At 39.2% G+C, this 20,527-nt stretch carries 16 protein-coding genes; 8 read left to right on the top strand and 8 right to left on the bottom strand.

Annotated elements, in window-relative coordinates; all coding sequences use genetic code 11:
- Positions 1 to 209 precede the first annotated feature (209 nt).
- A complete protein-coding gene (locus V7K36_RS29375) occupies positions 210 to 965 on the top strand; it encodes a WecB/TagA/CpsF family glycosyltransferase (RefSeq protein WP_335121180.1) in 756 nt (251 codons plus the stop codon).
- Between the two features lie 359 nt (positions 966 to 1,324).
- Positions 1,325 to 2,065 (top strand): cell division ATP-binding protein FtsE, encoded by a 741-nt coding sequence (ftsE, locus tag V7K36_RS29370; RefSeq protein ID WP_335121179.1) that lies wholly within the window; start codon positions 1,325 to 1,327, stop codon positions 2,063 to 2,065.
- A 296-nt stretch (positions 2,066 to 2,361) separates the two neighbouring features.
- Here the strand turns inward: ftsE and V7K36_RS29365 are convergent, their stop codons facing one another.
- The 3 genes from V7K36_RS29365 to V7K36_RS29355 form a co-directional block, all read right to left on the bottom strand.
- Complete coding sequence (locus tag V7K36_RS29365; protein WP_335121178.1) at positions 2,362 to 3,474, bottom strand: acyltransferase; 1,113 nt, start codon at positions 3,472 to 3,474, stop codon at positions 2,362 to 2,364.
- 543 nt (positions 3,475 to 4,017) lie between these two features.
- The gene (locus tag V7K36_RS29360) at positions 4,018 to 4,791 is read right to left on the bottom strand and encodes an armadillo-type fold-containing protein (RefSeq protein ID WP_335121177.1); all 774 of its coding nucleotides are present in this window, start codon (positions 4,789 to 4,791) and stop codon (positions 4,018 to 4,020) included.
- Positions 4,792 to 4,963: 172 nt separating this feature from the next.
- Complete coding sequence (locus tag V7K36_RS29355) at positions 4,964 to 5,548, bottom strand: hypothetical protein (RefSeq protein WP_335121176.1); 585 nt, start codon at positions 5,546 to 5,548, stop codon at positions 4,964 to 4,966.
- A gap of 584 nt (positions 5,549 to 6,132) precedes the next feature.
- On the opposite strand from V7K36_RS29355, the gene V7K36_RS29350 reads away from it, so the two are divergent.
- Positions 6,133 to 7,029 (top strand): alpha/beta fold hydrolase, encoded by an 897-nt coding sequence (locus tag V7K36_RS29350; RefSeq protein ID WP_335121175.1) that lies wholly within the window; start codon positions 6,133 to 6,135, stop codon positions 7,027 to 7,029.
- Positions 7,030 to 7,249: 220 nt separating this feature from the next.
- On the opposite strand, the gene V7K36_RS29345 is transcribed toward V7K36_RS29350, so the two are convergent.
- On the bottom strand, positions 7,250 to 7,837 hold the full coding sequence (locus V7K36_RS29345; protein WP_335121174.1) for a Uma2 family endonuclease: 588 nt from the start codon (positions 7,835 to 7,837) through the stop codon (positions 7,250 to 7,252).
- Between the two features lie 542 nt (positions 7,838 to 8,379).
- Here V7K36_RS29345 and V7K36_RS29340 point away from each other — a divergent pair.
- Positions 8,380 to 9,663: a protein kinase domain-containing protein gene (locus V7K36_RS29340; protein ID WP_335121173.1), complete on the top strand. Its 1,284-nt coding sequence runs from the start codon at positions 8,380 to 8,382 to the stop codon at positions 9,661 to 9,663.
- Positions 9,664 to 10,163: 500 nt separating this feature from the next.
- On the opposite strand, the gene V7K36_RS29335 is transcribed toward V7K36_RS29340, so the two are convergent.
- A complete protein-coding gene (locus tag V7K36_RS29335; RefSeq protein ID WP_094347581.1) occupies positions 10,164 to 10,382 on the bottom strand; it encodes a DUF4327 family protein in 219 nt (72 codons plus the stop codon).
- Positions 10,383 to 11,393: 1,011 nt separating this feature from the next.
- On the opposite strand from V7K36_RS29335, the gene V7K36_RS29330 reads away from it, so the two are divergent.
- From V7K36_RS29330 to V7K36_RS29315, 4 genes are all read left to right on the top strand, one after another.
- Positions 11,394 to 11,792, top strand: coding sequence for a tetratricopeptide repeat protein (locus V7K36_RS29330; protein WP_335121172.1), 399 nt, complete (start codon positions 11,394 to 11,396; stop codon positions 11,790 to 11,792).
- A 74-nt stretch (positions 11,793 to 11,866) separates the two neighbouring features.
- Positions 11,867 to 12,610, top strand: coding sequence for an N-acetyltransferase (locus tag V7K36_RS29325; protein WP_335121171.1), 744 nt, complete (start codon positions 11,867 to 11,869; stop codon positions 12,608 to 12,610).
- 213 nt (positions 12,611 to 12,823) lie between these two features.
- Positions 12,824 to 13,255 (top strand): sugar 3,4-ketoisomerase, encoded by a 432-nt coding sequence (locus tag V7K36_RS29320; protein ID WP_334904563.1) that lies wholly within the window; start codon positions 12,824 to 12,826, stop codon positions 13,253 to 13,255.
- An 84-nt stretch (positions 13,256 to 13,339) separates the two neighbouring features.
- Positions 13,340 to 17,497 (top strand): glycosyltransferase, encoded by a 4,158-nt coding sequence (locus V7K36_RS29315; protein ID WP_335121170.1) that lies wholly within the window; start codon positions 13,340 to 13,342, stop codon positions 17,495 to 17,497.
- Here V7K36_RS29315 and trxB read toward each other — a convergent pair.
- The 3 genes from trxB to V7K36_RS29300 all read right to left on the bottom strand — a co-directional run bounded on the left by trxB (position 17,473) and on the right by V7K36_RS29300 (position 20,100).
- Entirely contained in the window at positions 17,473 to 18,843 is a 1,371-nt protein-coding gene (gene trxB, locus V7K36_RS29310) for a thioredoxin-disulfide reductase (protein ID WP_335121249.1), read from the bottom strand. The two genes, V7K36_RS29315 and trxB, sit on opposite strands and share 25 nt — an antisense overlap.
- Before the next feature lie 574 nt (positions 18,844 to 19,417).
- Entirely contained in the window at positions 19,418 to 19,591 is a 174-nt protein-coding gene (locus tag V7K36_RS29305) for a hypothetical protein (RefSeq protein ID WP_335121169.1), read from the bottom strand.
- A 14-nt stretch (positions 19,592 to 19,605) separates the two neighbouring features.
- Positions 19,606 to 20,100 carry an Rpn family recombination-promoting nuclease/putative transposase gene (locus V7K36_RS29300; RefSeq protein ID WP_442948529.1) on the bottom strand — a complete coding sequence of 165 codons (495 nt, stop codon included), beginning with the start codon at positions 20,098 to 20,100 and terminating at the stop codon, positions 19,606 to 19,608.
- Between the last annotated feature and the right edge of the window lie 427 nt (positions 20,101 to 20,527).

The following is a 20,527-nucleotide window of genomic DNA, read 5'->3' as shown; positions in this document are numbered from 1 at the left end:
AGTAGTATAGTATTTGTTAATCAACAGCATTCAATAAGCTAACAATTGCTCAATGAATGCTCATCTTGATTTAACTTAATTTGTGCTAAAATCGACCGAATAACAACGGTTTTACCGTCGCCGTCAGAGGATACACCCGTAAGCATTCACTGGCGTTTGATAAACTTAACATTCAAAAATCTGGTGTGATGGTTAATCAAGAATAGGCTATGTCTAACGGCAATCAAGCATTTTCAGTGTTGGGAATACCAGTTCATGTGATGGCTAACTATCCAGGCTGGTTGTTAGAATGCCTGGACGCAGGCAAAGGAACTCATGTAGTAACCCTGAATGCAGAAATGACTATGCAGGCAGAGCGAAATCAATTCTTAGCTCAGGTGATTAAAAATGCTGAACTAGTGATTCCAGATGGAGCGGGGGTTGTTCTGTATTTGCGGTGGCTGTTATGGCAAAAAGTCCAGCGTTTTCCGGGGATTGAATTAGCAGAAAAACTTTTGCAAGAACTTGGGCAACAGAAGACAGGGGCAAAGGTATTTTTCTATGGAGGAGCGCCTGGAGTGGCGTCAATTGCGGCAAATTTTTGGCAACAGCAAATTCCAGATTTGAATATAGTAGGCACTCACTCAGGCTACCATTCGCCAGAAGAAGAAGCACAATTGCGACAAACTCTCGTCCAATTGCAGCCACAAGTGATTTTTGTCGGTTTGGGAGTGCCACGTCAAGAGTTATGGATTGCTGAAAACCGCCATTTGTGTCCTCAAGCAATTTGGATTGGCGTTGGTGGCAGTTTTGATATTTGGTCGGGAACTAAAACTCGCGCTCCCGCCTGGTTGGGAAATAATAATTTGGAATGGTTGTATCGGCTTTATCAAGAACCTTGGCGTTGGCGGCGAATGTTGGCTTTGCCAGCGTTTGCTGTGAAAGCGTTTGTTTATCGTTTGACAGCAAGAGGTGCAATTAGTTAAGAGTGGGGAGTGGGGAGTTCTAAGAGGATGTTTGAAAAGTATTGGGCGAATAAAATTCGCTACTACACAAACTCTCGTCTTCCTCCGTGGACTAACGAAAAATTAGGGTTTTTAACCCAGGTCGGTGGGTTTTGTCTGTATAGCCGCGACTTCTAGTCGCCAGGGCTAGTAATAAATTAGACTTTTCAAACAACCTCTAAGTGTTATTACTTGGTTTTTATTAAAGGTTTCAAAAAATTTGAAATTTTCTTTGTTGCATTTTAAATTCCCAGGCGAAACCTGGGAATCCTTATTTGTGAGACGAATGTCACATCTAAGTTGGCAAACTTTTTGGTTGTGGGTATGAGGAAAATTTAACAATGCCAGTATTAAGGACTCAAGTTAAGACAGACAAATCAGTTCATAGAAAGGATGGTGAAACTCAACAGCACGGTAGTAATACTACTGCAAAGGTACAGTTGCAATCTGTAACCAAAACCTATACTAACGGCACTCATGCCTTGTTGAATGCGAACCTTGAGGTAAAAAAGGGAGAATTTCTGTTTATCACAGGGCCAAGCGGTTCTGGTAAATCAACGCTCTTGAAACTGCTGTATGGACAGGAGTTGGCTACACAGGGAGAAGTTATTGTTGATGGATGTAATGTAGCGGGTTTACGGGGCGATCGCTTATCATTATTGCGGCGACGGATTGGCATTGTGTTTCAAGACTACAAACTGATTAGCCAACGAACAGTAGCGGAAAATGTGACTTTTGTGCTGCAAGCTCAAGGCTATACCCGTAAAGAAATTCAACGACGCCTACAACCAACGTTGAAGCTAGTGGGTTTGCTGAATAAAGCTGACTGCTTTCCAGATCAACTGTCTGGGGGAGAGCAACAGCGTGTGAGTATTGCCCGTGCGATCGTTGGTACACCACCCCTGCTGTTGGCGGATGAGCCTACTGGAAATCTCGATCCAGATAATTCCTGGCAAGTGATCCAGATTCTCCAGAAGTTAAATTCCTTTGGAGCTACGGTAATTGTTACCACTCACGATGAACAATTGGTGCGGCGATGCAATCATCGGGTAGTGCAAGTTCGCAATGGACGGCTGTCTTGAAAATAAGCATTGGTCATTTGTCATTTATCATTTGTCATTTGCAAATGATAAATATAGTAATAGTAGGGGCGCACAGCAAGTATTGATTATTAAATTTACTACAAAAAAAGAAGTCAGAAACAGCCGTCGGCTACCCCTGACCGACAAAGACTCATGATACAGAGCAACTAAATTTATTTATGGGGATTATTAATTTTGAATTTTGAATTTTGAATTCGCAGCGTTCGCGCAGCGTCTCGTTAGAGAAGCGACGTGACTAACGCTAACCTATTTTGTCTTGTTTCTCTGAGTATAAATTATTTCAACAACAACATAGAAAGCAAATTCGAGTGATTCTGACCACACCTGGTTTTCCTAATTATTCCAGAAATGATTTTCTTCTGTAGATAAGTGACTGCGATCGCTCCTACAGTTACCACTGAAAAGGCAATCAGAAAGTGACTAGCAAATTTTGGTAAATATACTACCAGGGTTTGCCAATAATAAACAAAGAATATATGCCACATATATATCCATAAAGAGGATGAACTGATAAAAATAATTACCCTGATCAAGACATGATTATTATTAGATAAATTATACTTAGAACAAATTCTATCTACTGCACAAAAAGCAAACAAAGACATAAAAATACCATAAGAAACAAAGTACATTGTGGGTGGATATTTAAAATCTGCGGTAGATGCAAAATGTCCTAGAGTTCGGTAATAGAAACCAGTTAAGAATAAGAAGATAGTTAAAAAGATTCCAGAAATAAATAATATTTTTTTGAAGCTAAGTTGGAGTAACACTATGCCCAAGCCAAATAAACATCCGTAGGGAATAAGATAAAATAAGTAATCATTAATTAATTGTATAATAATTTGATTGTCTAAGTGAAAATGACCAATTTTAAGAAATAATATTTCGTATCCCAGATATATTAAAAATAGCAAAGCTAAAAATTTATTTTCCGATTTACATAATTTGTATAACTTCAATAAAGGATTCGCAAAAATAGCAACGAGAGTAAATACACGAATAATCCAGACATATCCAATCCCTTTTAAGAAGAGAAATGTTTCAATTATTTCTGAAGACGAAAATGGATAAGGTTTAGCCAGCAAAAAAAATATCAGATTAGCCGAAATGAAGAAAAAAGTCAAAAATAACCATACCGGGGCAATCAGACGAGGCAATCTTTTTTGCAAATAATTCCAAAAAGAGATATTTTTATTGTTAGCTGAATAGTAATATAATGTTCCTGATGCAATAACCATCAGAGGTACATCAAAACGTCTGATGTCAAATAAAATATTATTTTCAGGTCCTACATGGGCAAAAATAATACAAACCAGGGCGATGGTTTTTAAGATATCAAATCTAATATCTCGCTGTTTGTCTAGAGTTTTTTCTATCCTATTTATCATTGGCTACACAAAAGTAATTTAATGTTGATGGCTTTTCAATAATTATGCGAAGTTGCTTCGCCAAAATTATGGAAATTTTGCCAGACAATAAAAAATAACATTATTATCTAACATGGGAAAATTTTGTAGCAATTGGGGCGTTCTATCCTTAATTTTTAAGTAATATCATGTCCGCTTGATTACTTATTAAACCCTAAGAACCCCACCCCGCCAAAGCTATGCTTTGTCTCCCCTCCCCGCAAGCGGGGAGGGGATTAAGGGGTGGGGTGCAATGACTGTGGGAATCACAACTAATTATGCGGACATGATATAAAATTTGGATTTTGATGTTTAACTAATATAGAAATCCTTTCTGTCCTGTTCCCTGTTCTATACCATGCAAGTAAATTCAGGAATCAAATCGGATTGCTATAGCTTGGCATACTATATATTGAATAACCACATTTATTTACACATATCTTGCCTGGTTGACTGACAAAATTCAAGGAGCATAGCAGTATGACTTGACCTGAAACTCTCTTTCATACTGCTTTTGAGCCGTAATTAATAAACGTGGTGCTTGACTTTTGTCGATACGGGTACGAAAGTTGCTGCTGTTTTGGATGGTAGCAGTTGTAGGCGATCGCAAGCTTGTAAACTCTTAAAAGCTGCCTCTCGGATCACAACTTCCTCCTCTCGACTGAGTAGGAGTTGCAAGCACTCGACAACATCTTGCTGCACTGAAGAATCAACTCGCTTATGGCTGATAAATTTAGTTAGTTGACGTAGGGCAATCAACCGCTTCAATGGATCTTTTTCTGTTAAATTGACCAACAACTGATCGAGGTGGTCTTCTTCTCGATTTTCATAGAAGTTGACAATTTGCCATACCAATAAAATTAAAGTTAACAGGGTTCCCAGACCTTGCACAATAGCACCAGCGCCAATCCAGGGACTATAAGAGTCAACCCAAATTGCAACTGCCATGTAAGTGCTAACAGTAGCTAGACCACCACTGACCACTGCTAAGGCTAACCGACGATTTGAACTGTTTAAGAACTTACGTATCTTAGACCAGTGCAATTGCCAGTCCCACTCCTGCATTGAGTAAACCAATACCATTATCCCAACGCCAATTAAGAGAGCCAATAGCAGTATCCAGTTCCACAAGAACATGGCAACGACGATTGTCAAGAACCCAAGAAAGCCCCCAGGTCCAGAGAAGCGCTTAAATGTTTGCTGCTTTGTGGCTCCCTTTGCCTTGAATTTTGTCAGCCGCCAGTTCCATTTTGGGATCTGGTTGATCAATTGCTGCCAATAAGACGAAGCCTGTGCCACAGTGTTTACCTACTTGATTACAAAATTACCTATTGTAGGTGAAGACCCAAACCACAAGATACCCCTTACGGCATTGATGGTCAAGATGCACAATTCTACCAGAAAAAGAGTTCCTTTCCTCCATGTCCTCTGATCAGAGTGCGGGAGCAAGTTGGTCAGGCATAAAGGCTTTTTAAAGACAAAAACGAAAGTGATCAAGGGTGAATTGACCATCAAAGGCACAGAAGGTAAGGCTGTAGATGTTATTCACAGTTATAGATAATAAGGTATTGGGGGAAATTGCCGAGTCGGAATTGGCAAGATTAGCGCTTGGTAGTGCAGTTTGACCGAGCAATTGCCGATCGCGATCGTAGGCGGAAAGTATTAGCCGTTGCGAACTAGTGACAAAGGCGCTAACCGAGTTAACCGGACGCAAGAAAGTAGCTTCTAAAAATCCGCTTTTAGGCGCCCCCATTAAGACTGTTAGCCCTGAATAGGTTGGAAATGCTGGATTTGATGGCTGTATTGCTAGAGAATTGTGAAAAATTACTCCCCAGCGTTCATACTGGCGTTCTACTGTTTCAAAACACTTTAAGTCTTCTAAGTCTAAACAAATACAAGTAGGTACAGTCACTCTGGCAACGTCAATAGCTGGTTCGACCTGACCCCGCCAAGCTGAAGCTGTAATTTCATTTTGTATATCAAAGTTGTCAAGCGCAAATTTAGCGTCTTCAATCGTTGGTAGTTTATTTGATTGAAGAGTAGCCTGCTTTACCATGACATTCGTCCTTACCATTACTTAGATAAAATCAGATTAGTTATACATTAAAAGCTATTGTTTCTACATATAGAAGTAGAATTAATAGTTGATTAAAATGAGCGTTTTAACTATTATTGACGCTCAAAATTATTTATGAGTTTTTTGATAGACTACCATAAAAACTTATGTTTAATTCCGGCTTTGGTGATACTCGCTACCACGGAAAACCCTTATAAAACAGTAATTACAACGTTAAATTATTTTTTATTATGAAAAAATAATCACCAAATCTTTACAAGTAATCCAGTAATTTTATATCTACTTAATCTAGCGGTAGTAAGAAGTCCTAAAGTGATTGGTTCACCGATAATAACAATGAGTGGGGAGTTTGAACTAAACAGGTAGGTATTCTGGGATGACTAAAGAAGACGCGGTGACACGGAGAAATTATCAAATACTCTCTCTGTGTCGCAAAATCAGACGCTCGCGGACTCGGTAACGCTGCGCTAGAGCCGCAAGCCGACGCTAAGACTTCTCTTTGCATCCCCAGGTTTCTTTTGTCACTTGCGCCAACTAATTACTACAGTCAACAAAAAATACTTATGTTTCAACCACTAGGATTTGAACAACGCTCCATAAATACCTCACTAGGTAGAATGGCATACTATACTGCTGCTGGGGCACCTTGGCTGGACAATGTAACTGCCAAAGATGATCGGGAAACTTTGGTATTCCTGCACGGCTTTGGTGGCGGATCTTCTGCTTATGAGTGGTCGAAAGTTTATCCGGCTTTTGCGGCCGAATATCGGGTCATTGCGCCAGATTTGATCGGTTGGGGTAGGTCTGAGCATCCGGCGCGGAGTTATAATATTGAGGATTATTTGACCACGATTCGGGAGTTTTTCGAGCAGACTTGTACTGGGCCAGTAACAGCGATCGCTTCTTCTTTAACCGCAGCATTTACAATTCGAGTCGCAGCAAATCATCCTGATTTATTCAAGTCTTTAATTCTGACTACCCCCGCCGGACTTTCCGATTTTGGCGAAGACTATTCCCGTAGTTTTTTTGCCCAGGTAGTCAGCGTTCCCCTTGTTGATCGTTTACTTTACAGCACTGGAATTGCTACGAGTGGGGGTATTCGCAGTTTCCTAGAGCAACGGCAATTTGCCCAGTCTAATCGAGTGTACCAAGAAATTGTTGATGCTTATTTACAATCTGCCCAACAGCCTAATGCTGAGTATGCAGCGCTGTCTTTTGTACGCGGTGATTTGTGCTTTGATTTATCTCTTTATATTCAACAACTAACAACTCCCACCGCCATTATTTGGGGACAAAGGTCGGAATTTACAGGGCCATCAATTGGTCGCCGCCTTGCCGAAATTAATCCCCAAGCGATCCGATTTTTTCAACAGTTAGAAGATGTGGGGTTAACACCGCAGTTGGAATTGCCAGCAGTGACAATTGGGTTAATTCGCCAATATTTGCCTTTACTTAATTAGTGGTTTGCTCAGTTGTCAAAGCCTCATCTAATTTTCTACCTTTTGCCTTCTTTAATGTTCTAATTTCAACCATAATTGTATCGCTAAACTTGGAATTTTAGAGGCTGATTGAAGAAGAATTCAGGAGTCAGAATTCAGCATAAACTCTGACTCCTGACTCCTAAATTCTGTTTTAATAAAGTCGCTTTGAAATGCGCCATGTCTATCCGAATCGATAAAGCTACATAATCTGCCGTAAATCTAGCACAAATCCAGGTAGGACATTTTCTCCTGATAAACTAGTAGGATTGTCTAATATCTCTACATTTTTACCTGGACGATAAATTTCTACTCGCTTGTTTTTGCGGTCAATTAACCAGCCTAATTGAGTGCCATTTTCGATATATTCCTGCATTTTCTCTTGCAATTCTTTCAAGGAATCATCACGAGAACGCAACTCTACTACAAAATCAGGGCAAATCGGGGCAAATTTTTCTTGTTGTTCTAGGGTTAAAGCATTCCACCGCTCAATCTTCACCCAAGAAGCATTAGGAGAACGTTCTGCACCATTGGGTAGGGTGAAACCAGTTGAAGAGTCAAAAACTTCGCCTAAATTACTCTCAGAGTTCCAAATATCTAATTGAGTGGTAATTTTAACATTACGTCTACCAGTATCACTACCTGTAGGTGGCATAATTAATAATTCCCCTGATGCTGTACGCTCAAATTGATAATCGCGGTTTTTCTGACACATCTGGAAAAATTGCTCATCAGTCAAGTCAATTTTCAACTTGAGTGTAGAAGGTGAAGTGGTTGTTGCGGCATCCATAGACTATTTTGAGCATCTTAGTTTCTAGTTTAATATTTTGTGTCAAGCGATCGCTTGATTCAGATGATGGAAATAGCACATCACACAACTTGCAACAAAACGTAATAAACTAACACACAATCGTAATATAAATTAAATAATTATTGTTAAGTTACAATCTTTGGTCTTTAATCAGATTCACGAGTGGGTCAAGAATTTTAGTTTTGGCTCCCTAGCGTAGTTTCCCGCCGTAGGCATCGCAGCATTTCTAGAGTACGGGCACAAGTTTATCCTCTTGGAAGAACTGCCCTCTACCTCCTGTCTTCCTCGATAAATCGTTGATTAAGATGGAAAGTCTATGTAATAGTGGTAACATCGTAATTTTTCTCACATTCTTGGCATCAAATTATGGTCTTTGATATAGGCACAAGCCTGACTCTAATTACCATTAAAGAAAATGGCGGCAATCAATGCCGCAAAGCGATCGCTATTCATCTATAACCCGCAACTTGGGTTAATACCTAATTTCCACTCCTTGTTCCTCTTAGCTTTTAGGTTGTATTGTGGTTAGTCTGACTCTGTTAGAACCGCAACAGAAAACGCCCCTCCAGCAGTGGTGCTTTGAGAACTCCTCGATAATTCGGATTGGTCGAGCGGCAGATAATCAGGTTGTTTTAACTGATAGTTTAGTTTCCCGACATCATCTAGAACTGAGACAAGTCGGTTCCCCTAGCAATGGCGATGCTTGGCAGCTGATTAGTCAGGGTACAAATGGGACTTTTCTCAACGGTATCCTTGTAATTCAGAGTCCGTTACCAGATAATTCCCTTTTGCAATTGGCACAGGGAGGCCCAATACTGCAATTCCAAATTCAGGAGGTAACAGTAGTGGAAGCTGGTTTGCGATCGCCACAAATCCAAGGGACTGAATCAAACGCCGCCGAGATCCTTTACTCAGAAAAAAATCCGGCAAATTCATCCTCCACTTGCACGCACGAAGGTAACTCCCCGAATAATCTGTTTTGCATCCACTGCGGTCAACCCCTCTCTGTGCAACAGAAAATTCGCCATTATCAGGTATTGCGAATTCTCGGACAAGGAGGTATGGGTACTACTTATCTCGCGTGGGATGCGGCTGGTCTGATTGCGGGTATGCCACAACTGCTGGTGTTGAAGCAAATGAATGCTGATATGGTGAAAATTGCCAAGGCTCAAGAGTTATTTGAGCGGGAGGCGTACACTCTCAAATCCCTTAACCATCCTGGAATTCCCAAGTATTATGACTTCTTTGTAGAAGACGGAAAAAAATACTTGGCAATGGAACTAATCCACGGACAAGATTTAGAGAAACGTGTCTATACCACTGGGCCAGTGACCCCAAACCAAGCGATCGCTTGGATGATCCAAACCTGCGATATCTTAGACTATCTTCATAGCCAAAGCCCTCCACTGATTCACCGCGATATTAAACCCGCCAATTTGATGGTGCGAAGTTCAGTAAATCGCATAGTGGTGCTGGATTTTGGTGCAGTTAAGGAAATTGGCACAGCGCCCGGTACTCGAATTGGTGCAGAAGGTTATTGCGCTCCTGAACAAGAACGAGGACAACCTTTGACTCAATCTGATTTGTATGCAATTGGGCCAACGCTGATTTTTCTGCTCACAGGGGAAAACCCCTTTAAGTATTACCACCAACGAGGGCGAAACTTCAAGTTTGATGTGGCAAAAGTTCCCACCATTAGTTCCCAATTAAGGGATGTGATTGATCGGGTTACAGAACCATTGCCACGCGATCGTTATCAAACTGCAAAGGAGCTAGCTGCGGCTTTAGCTGCTTGCAAAGTTTAGAGAGTCGGGAATATTGAATATCACTATTCCACGCGATGTGCAACTTATTCTTGGAACCCCGCTTCCATTCCTCTCTCCACAAGGAGAGAGGCTTTGATTCTTACTCCCCAACGCTAGTCTACGTGTACACAAAAGTCATCGAATTACCCAAAACAAAAACCTCACCCTGTCCTACCGGACATCCCTCTCCTTAATAAGGAGAGGGACAGGTTTTGCATAGCAAAACCAGGGTGAGGTATCTGAGGGGCTGCGCGATTAATCTTAAATAACCTCACCAAAGGCTTATGTGTACACCGTGGTAACGCTAGTAGAAAAGGGGTTGGCGGTTAAGTTTGAGAGAAAGTCGCACACGGCGTTATATCATGTCCGCTTGATTGCTTATTAAACCCAAAGAACCCCACCCCGCCAAAGCTATGCTTTGTCTCCCCTCCCCGCTTGCGGGGAGGGTTGGGGGTGGGGTTCTTTTATTATGAATAATCTGGCGGACATAATATTATTCCCTATTCCTCATCCCAAGTTTCTACAGCTAGTAATTCACTAACTGGGTCTTGCATACTAAAGCCAAAGTCTTGCAGTTCCTGTTTCCAGTGCTGCCATTCATTACCATAGAGCAAAGCGATTTTCCAGATGCTATCGCTTGGCTTGATAATATTCGATTCTATGAGTGATTGCACGTTGCGCTGCAATTTCACCATCGGGTGAATCACTTGCTGAGTCATAACTCTCGATTGAATTCAGGTTTTGTTGGTAAATACTTGATAAAAACTGCTTCCCATTCTGCAATTGTTGCCGGGTCGTAGAGTGGTGTAATTCGGTAAAGCTAGTCTTAACTTTCTAACTATACCACAACAAACTCTACTAAGTTACTGGTCAATTCGGTTTTGTACGGTAATTACCACCACAAAACTCTAATTCCACTAAGCAGTCCTGAAACTTTTTGCAGAAATCAGACAAAGGTTGAAGGCGAAGGGTTAAGGGATGCTTATGTTTCCCCTTTTCCCTTTAAATTTTCCCCGTCTTCTTTGTCCTCTTATAGGGGTTCCCAGGTGCATGAAAATATATCAAAATCCCACCCGCAACCCCTCTCCTTAGTAAGGAGAGGGGAGATAGAGCTGTGCTTTATGGGGGTGAGATTAAGCTGTACATAACCTTTACCCTTTCTCCACTAGAGTGCGACAGTACCTTTTGTAAGATATCTATTGTGGACGCCGAGCAGAAGAAGTAGTCCTTTAGGAAGTTGCACTAATGAGGACGACTGGGAAAATTCTATTTGTTTGAATCACAAAAAATATGTATGGTTATTGAAGAACCCATAGGACACGGGTTAGTTTGAAAGTTTTTGACTGACTAGGAAATTTATAATTGAGTAGAAATATCTACTGTTTCTGTTTCTTTAAACGTTATTCAGAATATCGCAAACATCTGCCATTAGGCAAATTAATTGCAAATCTTTATATAATTTTAATATTTCGCCTAGAGAATAAGACTTGGAGGGTTGCCCTGTTTAGGTGCAGGAGAGGGTTTTGCTTTGAAGCATAGGAGCAGATCGCATGGCAAAATTGTCGGTACAGCATGGGCTTACCATAAAGTTGTCTCGTCTTCAGAGTCAGCATTTGAATTTTGTGTAAAAAATTTTTAGCCAAGATGTTAGTTTCTGTTGAGCAGATGGGCATCCTTACAATAGGAGCCTTGCTGATATCTAAGTATTTACCACAGCAAGTATGTGAGGCATGGCTAGTTCGGAGGCAGAATACCTAATTGCTCATAAAAAGCAGATTGGGCGGCGACAAAAGATTGTCACGATAGTGTCGATGTTTTTCTTTTTTGGTTCTATGGTGTTTAGAGTCATTCCAGCAATCCAACAGGCTAGCCAACCTAAGCCAGCAATTGCGTCTGCTTCTCCTGAGCCAGGATTACAGCAACAGGCGCGGGGCTACGAGCTGGTTTTACAACGGGAACCAGAAAACCAACTAGCTTTAGAGAAACTGTCTGTGCTGCGGTTGCAATTGAAGGATGCTAAAGGTGCGATGGAACCTTTGGAGAAACTGGTGAAGTTGCACCCCAAAAGGCAAGATTACAAAATTGTATTAGAGCAAATTAAGAAACAAGAAGGAAAGAGCGATCGCTAAGTGGTTAGTTAGTTCGCTTTATTAACACTGAGATGAGCTTATTTAAACTCTAGACTGAATATTAAAGGTTGAATATGTTACAAAAAAAAACTGCAATAATTGAAACAAATAAAATTGGAAATAATGTATCTATAGGGCACTACTCAGTTATTTATGCTGGAGTTATTTTAGGCAATAATGTGATTATTCATCCTCATGTTGTTATAGAAGCGGGAGTAATAATTGGTGACAATGTTGAAATTTTTCCAGGTGCTTATTTAGGGAAACGACCTAAAGGAACTGGTGCAGTTTCTAGAAAAATAGACTATGAAGAAAAGACAATTATTGACGATAACTGTGTAATTGGACCAAATACAGTAATCTATTATGATGTTTGTATTGGTAAGAATACCTTAATTTGTGAGAACACTTCAATTAGAGAGAAGGTTACAATCGGCAATTTTTGTATTATTAGTAGAAATGTAACTATTAATTACAATACTAATATTGGCAATAATACTAAAATCATGGATCTTACACATATTACAGGTAATTGTGAGATTGGTAATGATGTATTTATTAGCGTCCTAGTTAGCACTACAAATGATCGGGCTATAGGAAAACTAGATTACGACGAAGATCGTGTTAGAGGTCCAAAGATTAGTGATGGAGTAGCTATTGGTGCTGGAGCAAATATTTTACCAGGAGTTAGTATTGGAGAACAATCTGTTGTGGTTGCCGCATCTGTTGTTAGCAAAGATGTTCCTGCTAGTAAAATGGTCGCAGGTAATCCAGCACGAGTGATTAGAGATATCAGTAATAACGAAGAAGTTAGTTAGCTCTATTCCTATTTGAATAGTATGTTAAAACTCAAAGCTATTTTTATTCATGACCTATGATGTAATCTATTTAATGTTTCTTAAATTCGTTCAAAATAGTAGATGTATTATATCAGTATCAAAAAAATATTCCAAAATAGTTAATATTGCTACAATTCATCCTAATCTGATACATATCAATTTAGAAAGCTTTCCAAATGATTAACTACAAGCATGAGTATTGAACAGTGTCGTATTATTCATCTACCAAAGGTACAAGATCCGCGAGGAAATTTAACATTTATAGAAGGTAATAAACATGTTCCCTTCGATCTCAAAAGAGTCTATTATCTCTATGATGTTCCTGGAGGAGCAGAGAGAGGTGGACACGCTCATAAACAATTACAGCAGCTAATCATTGCTATGTCTGGTAGTTTTGATGTGGTTTTAGATGATGGACATGGCAAATGGCGTTTTCCTCTAAATCGCTCTTACTACGGTCTTTATATTAGTTCTATGGTTTGGCGAGAACTAGATAATTTCTCATCGGGTTCTGTTTGTATGGTTTTAGCATCGACCTACTATGAGGAATCTGACTACTATCGCGATTACGATGAATTTATAAAGGCAGTAAGGAGCATAGATAATGGAAGTTCCATTTCTTGATTTAAAAGCTCCTCCTTTACAATTAAAAGAAGAACTCGATGCAGCCTATCAAAGTTGTTTTAATTTTATTACAGGTATTCAAATATGACATTATCTAATCCTTTAATTAGCGTAACTATGACTACCTATAACCATGAAAAATATATAGGTGAAGCCATAGAAAGTGTTCTCGATCAAACATATAAAAATTTTGAATTAATTATTGTTAATGATGGTTCTAATGATAAGACTGATGGAATTATAAGAAAATTTAGAGATGAGCGTATAACTTATATTTATCAAGAGAATCAAGGTACAAGTAGTGCAATCAATCGAGCTATATTAGATTCTAGAGGTAAGTATGTTGCTTTTATGTCTGGAGATGATATTTGTTATCCTCATAGACTAGAAACACAATATAATTATTTAGCTACATCTCACAAGAAAGTTGTTTTTTCATGGGTAAATTTTATCGATGAAAATAGCCACATCATTACTGATGGTCATTTCGTAAAAAGCTTATTTAATCATCCTAATAGAACAAGTACTGAAATACTAAGATATTTCTTTTTTAATGGAAACTATATTAATGCTGTAACTGGTTTTATCTGTAGAGAACTACTTTTAGATGCTGGACTATTTAACTTAGCTACTATTCAACTACAAGATTTTGAGATGTGGCTTAAACTCTTGAAACAACATGAATTATTTATTTTAAATGAGAAGCTTATTAAGTATAGAATTCGAGCCACTAATGCTAACCTCAGTAGTGTGTCTAATCAAGCTCGTTCAAATTTTGAACTTTGTCAAATATCTAAAAATATATTTAATGATGTTCCTATTGAAATATTCAAAGATGCATTTGCCAATCAAATCAAAAAACCAGACTTTAGCAGTGAAATCGAATACAAATTAGAAAAAGCTTTTCTCTATCTGTTACATAATCTACATTTCATCCAATGTATCGGAGCAGAAAAACTGTTTGAATTACTGCAAAATGAGGATATACTAGATACCGCCAAGCAAAAATATAATTTTGGCTTAACTGAATTATATAAATTAACTAAGGATTTAGATGCTACTAATTTTGTCTTATTACAGCAACTAAGATATAATATCTCAGTTAAGGATGTAGAAATAGCTCACTTCAAATCTTTATTTAGGCAAGGTTTACTCGAAGTTAAAGTAGATGAAAACAAAGAAGATAAAAATTATCAAAAAGAGCAGGTTCAATTATCTGATATTGTAACTTATAAAATAACATCGATTAAACACTCTCAACCTCTAGTTACTATTTGTATTCCTACTTATAATGGTGAAAATTTTGTTAAAGAAGCAATTGCCAGTGCCTTATGGCAGACCTATTCTAATATAGAAATAATCTTATCTGATGATAATTCTAGTGACAGAACAGTTGAGATTGCTAAATCATTAAAACAAAAAACATCCTTTGATTTCTCAATTGTCGAACATAGTCAGTATGGACTAGCTCATAATTGGAATTTTTGTATTTCTCAAGCTAAAGGAAAATATATAAAATTTTTATTTCAAGATGATGTGTTAGAGCCAACTGCTATTGAAGAAATGGTCAATCTCGCTGAACAAGATGAACAGATAGGTTTGATTTTTTCACCTAGAACAATTTTCAGCAATACTGGCGATAGTAACTATGATTCAAACTTTTTAATGCATCACGAAGCCAAGGATGTACACAAAGCTTGGTCAACATTAAAGCTGATTCAATTAGGACAGCAACTTTTGTTAGATCCAAATATACTTGACAATCCAATTAATAAAATTGGTGAACCAAGTACAGTCCTCATTAGAAAAGACGTATTTGAAAAAGTAGGATTATTTAATTCTGAATTTTGTCAACTTGTAGATTTGGAAATGTGGCTTAGAATTATGAGCCAATACAAAATTGGTTTTGTTGACAAAGTTTTATCTCACTTTAGGATACATTCACAACAACAAACTCGTCGAAATGTTGCTTTAAAGGACGCTATCTTATTAGATTACCAAAAACTTTTTCAGACAATTTACAATGATCCGCGATATCCTCAAGCAACGAGACAACAAGCTCTTTATAGATATGCAGCTTTGAGTGATCAGAGTACTGAATTGTGTCAGTTACGAAAACAAATAGCAGAAGAATGGCTAAATATTTCAGATGAACAGATAAAAGACAGGTACATGGGTCTGCTAGGTAAAACACATCAGATGTTACTGAATAGTAGCATCAAATATGAAAGTCTGACTGATGAAGAAGGAATTTTCGCTAATGATATAGTTAAAAATATATCTCAAGGTTTTGAGCAGCCAAAAGCAATTCAGTATTTACTAGCAGCTATGCTGTATCGCCGTGCTGACCAGTTACCATTACAGTATGATCTCTCTCGCATACCTCGTTGGTTACTTAAGGACTATTTACAATTCCTATTCTCTTCCCCAATCAACTTTCAACAACTGGGTGATGCAGATAACTACTATTACTATATGCAGGGGTGGATTGATTACCTACACACATCGATACTTAAAAATCCTGATTCTTCCTTGTGGCATGAAATAATTAATAACTTTGCTCCCGTTGCTAATTTTATTCCCCTATATTTTAATGAGCATAATCTTAAAGATATCTATGCTAAACGTGGAGAGATAATAGAGTTTTTACTAAAGCTTAAGGGCTATGAGGTAGATTACGAGTTTGCTGATAAACCTACTACCAGAAAAAAAATAAGGTTGGGTGCCCTGGCGGCATATTTTTTACCTGGATCTGAAACATTTGCTTACCTTCCTGTTTATGAGTATATCAGTAGAGATTTTGAAGTAATCTTGTACTCTCTTAATCAAACTGGTTATCAACTAGAGCAATATTGCCAAAGCTGTGCAAACTCCTTTAAACTACTACCACAAGATTTAGCAGAACAGGTAAATATTATTCGGGCTGATGATCTCGATATATTATTCATTGCTACTAATGTGACGGCAGTAACAAATCAAATCTGCCTCTTATCAATGCATCGGTTAGCTAGAATACAAGTCACAAGTGGCGGATCTGTTGTTACTACCGGAATGCGGCATATTGATTATTACATCTCTGGTACACTAACCGATCCGTTGGTTACGGCAGAAGAGCAATATCAAGAAAAGTTGGTGAAACTTGAAGGAACTGCTCATTGCTTTAGCTATGGTAATGAACAAGAAAATGCAACTGTCAAAGTTGATCGAGAAAGTTTGGGTATCTCTGAAGAAACAGTTATTTTTATCTCTGGTGCTAACTACTTCAAAGTTATCCCTGAACTGATTGATACGTGGGCAAAAATTATTTTTGCAGTTCCCAACTCCGTTTTAGTGCTTCTGCCATTTGGCCCAAATTGGTCAAATGCTTATCCTAAAAAAGCTTTTGTGAATTACTTGAATCAAGTGTTTTCAAAGCATGGAATACCAGCAGAACGATTGATAGTCTTAGATCCTCAACCCGTACCAAATCGACAAGAAGTTAAAGTATACTTCGGTATTGCGGATGTCTATCTCGATTCTTATCCATTTGCGGGAACAACTTCTCTGATAGAGCCACTACAGGTTAATTTACCAGTAATTGCTAGACGGGGAACTAGCTTTCGCTCTGCAATGGGGGCTGCAATAGTGCAAGCACTAGATGTATCTGATTTAGTTGCGGATAGTGAAGAGTCTTATATACAGTTAGCGATCGCACTTGGAATTGATCCTGAATTACGTCAACAAAAGAGCGCCCAAATCAAAGAAAAAATGCAAGGTAATCCTAGTTTTCTAGATAGCCGCTCTTACTCAGCTAAAATAGGTAGTCTTTTCCAGGAACTATTTAATAAATATCTTGCAGATACTCTGAGTCAAAATTTCCGCTTAGGAGATATTAACCTAATTATTTTCCCAGACTGGTCACAGCCAGAAGACCTACTCTATCAAGATTTAGCAAGTGTCATTTCTACTCTCACTACTCACCCAGATAAAAGTCACATAACTCTCCTGATAGATACTCACAACGTTTCTGAGGAAGAAGCCGATATGCTTTTATCGTCTTTGACCATGAATTTGCTCATGGAGGGTGATGTAGATATAACTGAGGGTCCAGAAATTTCTCTGCTAGGCAAGATGAGTGATGCACAATGGAAAACTCTTTTGCCTAGAATTAATACTCGAATTGCTTTAGCAACAGATAATCAACAGGCGATCGCCCAAGCGAAAGCAGAAACTCTTCCTTACAAACTGCTTTCAATCAACTGACGGTATTCGCTCTTTTGCTTCACACCTTTAACTTCCTTCACCAGTTCCTTATTTTTGAACAATTGAACTGTTGGCGTTCCTGTCACACCAGCATTTTCAGCAATATCTCGGTCTTTGTCGATGTCAATTTCCACAAAGTGAATTTTGCTGTCAAATTCATCCACCACTTTATTTAAAATTGGCTTTAGGGTATGACAAGGGCCGCAACCAGGAGAGACGTATTTAACAAGGAGTAAGCGATCGCTTTCATGGAACAATTTTCGTAAAGCATAACCTCCCTGATGGCGGGTCCCATTCAAATTAAATCCAGCTTCTTCCTCGGCTTCAGTCTTTTTGGCTGGCTGATGTTCTAATTCATTATCTGCTGTTTCTGCCTGTTGATGGAATTCTTGAATTAAGCCAGTAGACGACAACCAACGTTCTGCTAACATCGCCGCCATACAGCCAGTACCCGCAGCCGTAATTGCTTGCCGAAACTCATGATCTTGCACGTCGCCAGCAGCAAAAACGCCCTCTACACTGGTTTCTACAGTACCGTGCTTGGTGACAACGTAACCCACCTCATCTAGTTCTAATTGCCCCTTAAATAGAGACGTATTGGGACTGTGACCAACGGCGTAGAATAAACCCTTAGCGTGCAGTTGGCTCTCTTCACCAGTTTTGGTATTGCGGACTTTCACCCCTTCCATGCGACCATTACCGAAGATATCCACAGCCTCTGTATTCCAATGCACCTGGATTTTTGGGTTGCTCAAAACCCGGTCTTGCATGGCTTTAGAAGCCCGCATCTTATCAGTGCGTACCAACATATTCACCTTAGAGCCGTATTTAGTGAGGTAAATTGACTCTTCCGCCGCCGAGTCGCCAGCACCAATCACAGCCAATTCTGCACCGTGAAAAATTGGTGTAGCACCATCGCAAATCGCACAAGCAGAGATTCCCCGACTCCAAAATTCATGTTCGCTGGGTAAACCCAAACGCTTTGCTGTTGCACCAGTAGCAATGACGATGCTGTTGGTTTTAATTTCCCTTTCTTGCGATCGCACTATAAAGGGACGCTGACTCAAATCAACTGAGATAACATCTTCAGTATATAGTTCAGCCCCCCAGCGCTCCGCCTGCGCCTTCATCTGATCCATCAGTTCCGGCCCGGTAATTCCTTGGGGAAACCCAGGAAAGTTCTCGACTTCCGTTGTTGTCATTAGTTGACCACCAGGCAATCCCCCGGCTTGGAAACCTTCAAATACAACGGGTTTCAGGTTAGCGCGTCCGGCATAAATGGCGGCTGTGTACCCTGCTGGCCCAGAACCGATAATTACTAAGTTTTCTACTGTGGGGTTAGTCATGGCAATAAATAAACTCATAACGACTACGCTTAATATAGCATAATAAACTGTGATTGGCTACGTCAGATGGTAGGCGATCGCAAAAAGCCTACGGTTATTATGCGCTCAACATTTATCAAATATCCTCTTAACCGTTAAGCAGGGCTATTTCGTTCTAAACATAAACCGCCCAGAACTAAAGTTCCGGGCTAATAGCTAAAGTCCGTTAAAACGGACTATAACCCAATACGCTTGGGTTAAGGCTAAAAACTAAAACTGGCGTAGGTTGGGTTGAGGAACGAAACCCAACATTATCAAGGCTTTGTTGGGTAACGCTTACGCTCAACCCAACCTACTATTCTTCTTAACCTAAGCGTATTGGACTATAACCTTGTCTCAGTCGTCTTCAGAGGACTTTCGCTATTAGACTCAGAATTCATTCTGAGGCGGGCTAAGAAACCCCGCTTCCATTCCTCTCCCCGAAGCGGAGAGAGGCTTTGAAACCCCCATTCCCTCATAGGGAAGGGGGGCTAGGGGGGTTAGGTTTCTGAGCTTTTGGTGTTAGCAATAATACTTTTAAAACATCCTCTGACCGTTAAGACTGTTCTTGCAGATATTTCCTGATAACTTCAACATCTATTTCTAGCAATTCTGCTATTTCTTGAATACTCATACCTTTATCACTAAGTTTTGGGGCTAATTTCAATCTACTTTTTTCCAAGATGCTCTTGTACAATCGAGTATTTACGAATTCATCTAAATCGAGCATGGCTTCAATTTCCTCTAAAGCAAGATTGGGAAACTTATAAAATATAATGGCTTGGATAAATGCATCACTTTCTTTTGAAGATTTTCATCGGGAAAGTCTTCTCGTGCCTGATTGATTAGCTGTTGGGCTAAGGAAGTAGCTTTTGTAAGTGCTTCTACAAATAGTTTGGCAATTCCTATCCCCAAGGAATCTTCAGTACTACTAGAAAGTTCATTCAGATAAATACAGCGTAGATGTTGTTCTACTAAAACCTGATAGCGGGGGTGAGGTGGGGTTTCATGAATGCGTTTGTCGTAGATAACAATTGCATACCAGTCTGAGTTTGCGGGTTTATATTGACGGAAGTAAACAAAAATTTCCCCAAAAAGTCGTTCGTAAAATTCCTCATCTTTGTAGGTTTGCAATTCTACAAAGTATAAAGGTTCATTTTCAAATCCCTTGACAGTAGAAAATAAACCGTCTAAACGAAATGATTGTTGTTTTATTTCCGGTGCGATAAATGTATAAATATTGGGATTAGTATCAGGTTTGTCAATAAGTTCAAAAAATATCTGTGGTAGTTCATTGATAAGTTAATAAAAAATTACATCTATTTTCATTGATGCTACTCATGGCAAACTATACAGTCGCTTTTATTTGAATACAATATATTGTAGCTTTCGTAGAGTATGTTTTAAAAGTCCTATTATCGGTAGCAAAACGTTCTAGATCCTCCTAAATCCCCCTTAAAAAGGAGGACTTTGATTCCGGTTCCCCTCTTTTTAAGCTACGGTGTACACACAAGTCATCGAATTAGCTAAAACAAAACCTCACCCTGTCCTGACAAACATCCCTCTCCTTAGTAACGAGAGGGACAGGTTTTGCGTAGCAGAACCAGGGTGAGGTTTCTTTAGGCTATTCGATAAACCGTAAATTGCATCAAGACAGACTTGTGTG

This window comes from Nostoc sp., from assembly GCF_036919555.1.
Classification (GTDB): domain Bacteria; phylum Cyanobacteriota; class Cyanobacteriia; order Cyanobacteriales; family Nostocaceae; genus Nostoc.
This window is presented reverse-complemented; position numbering and strand designations above follow the sequence as displayed.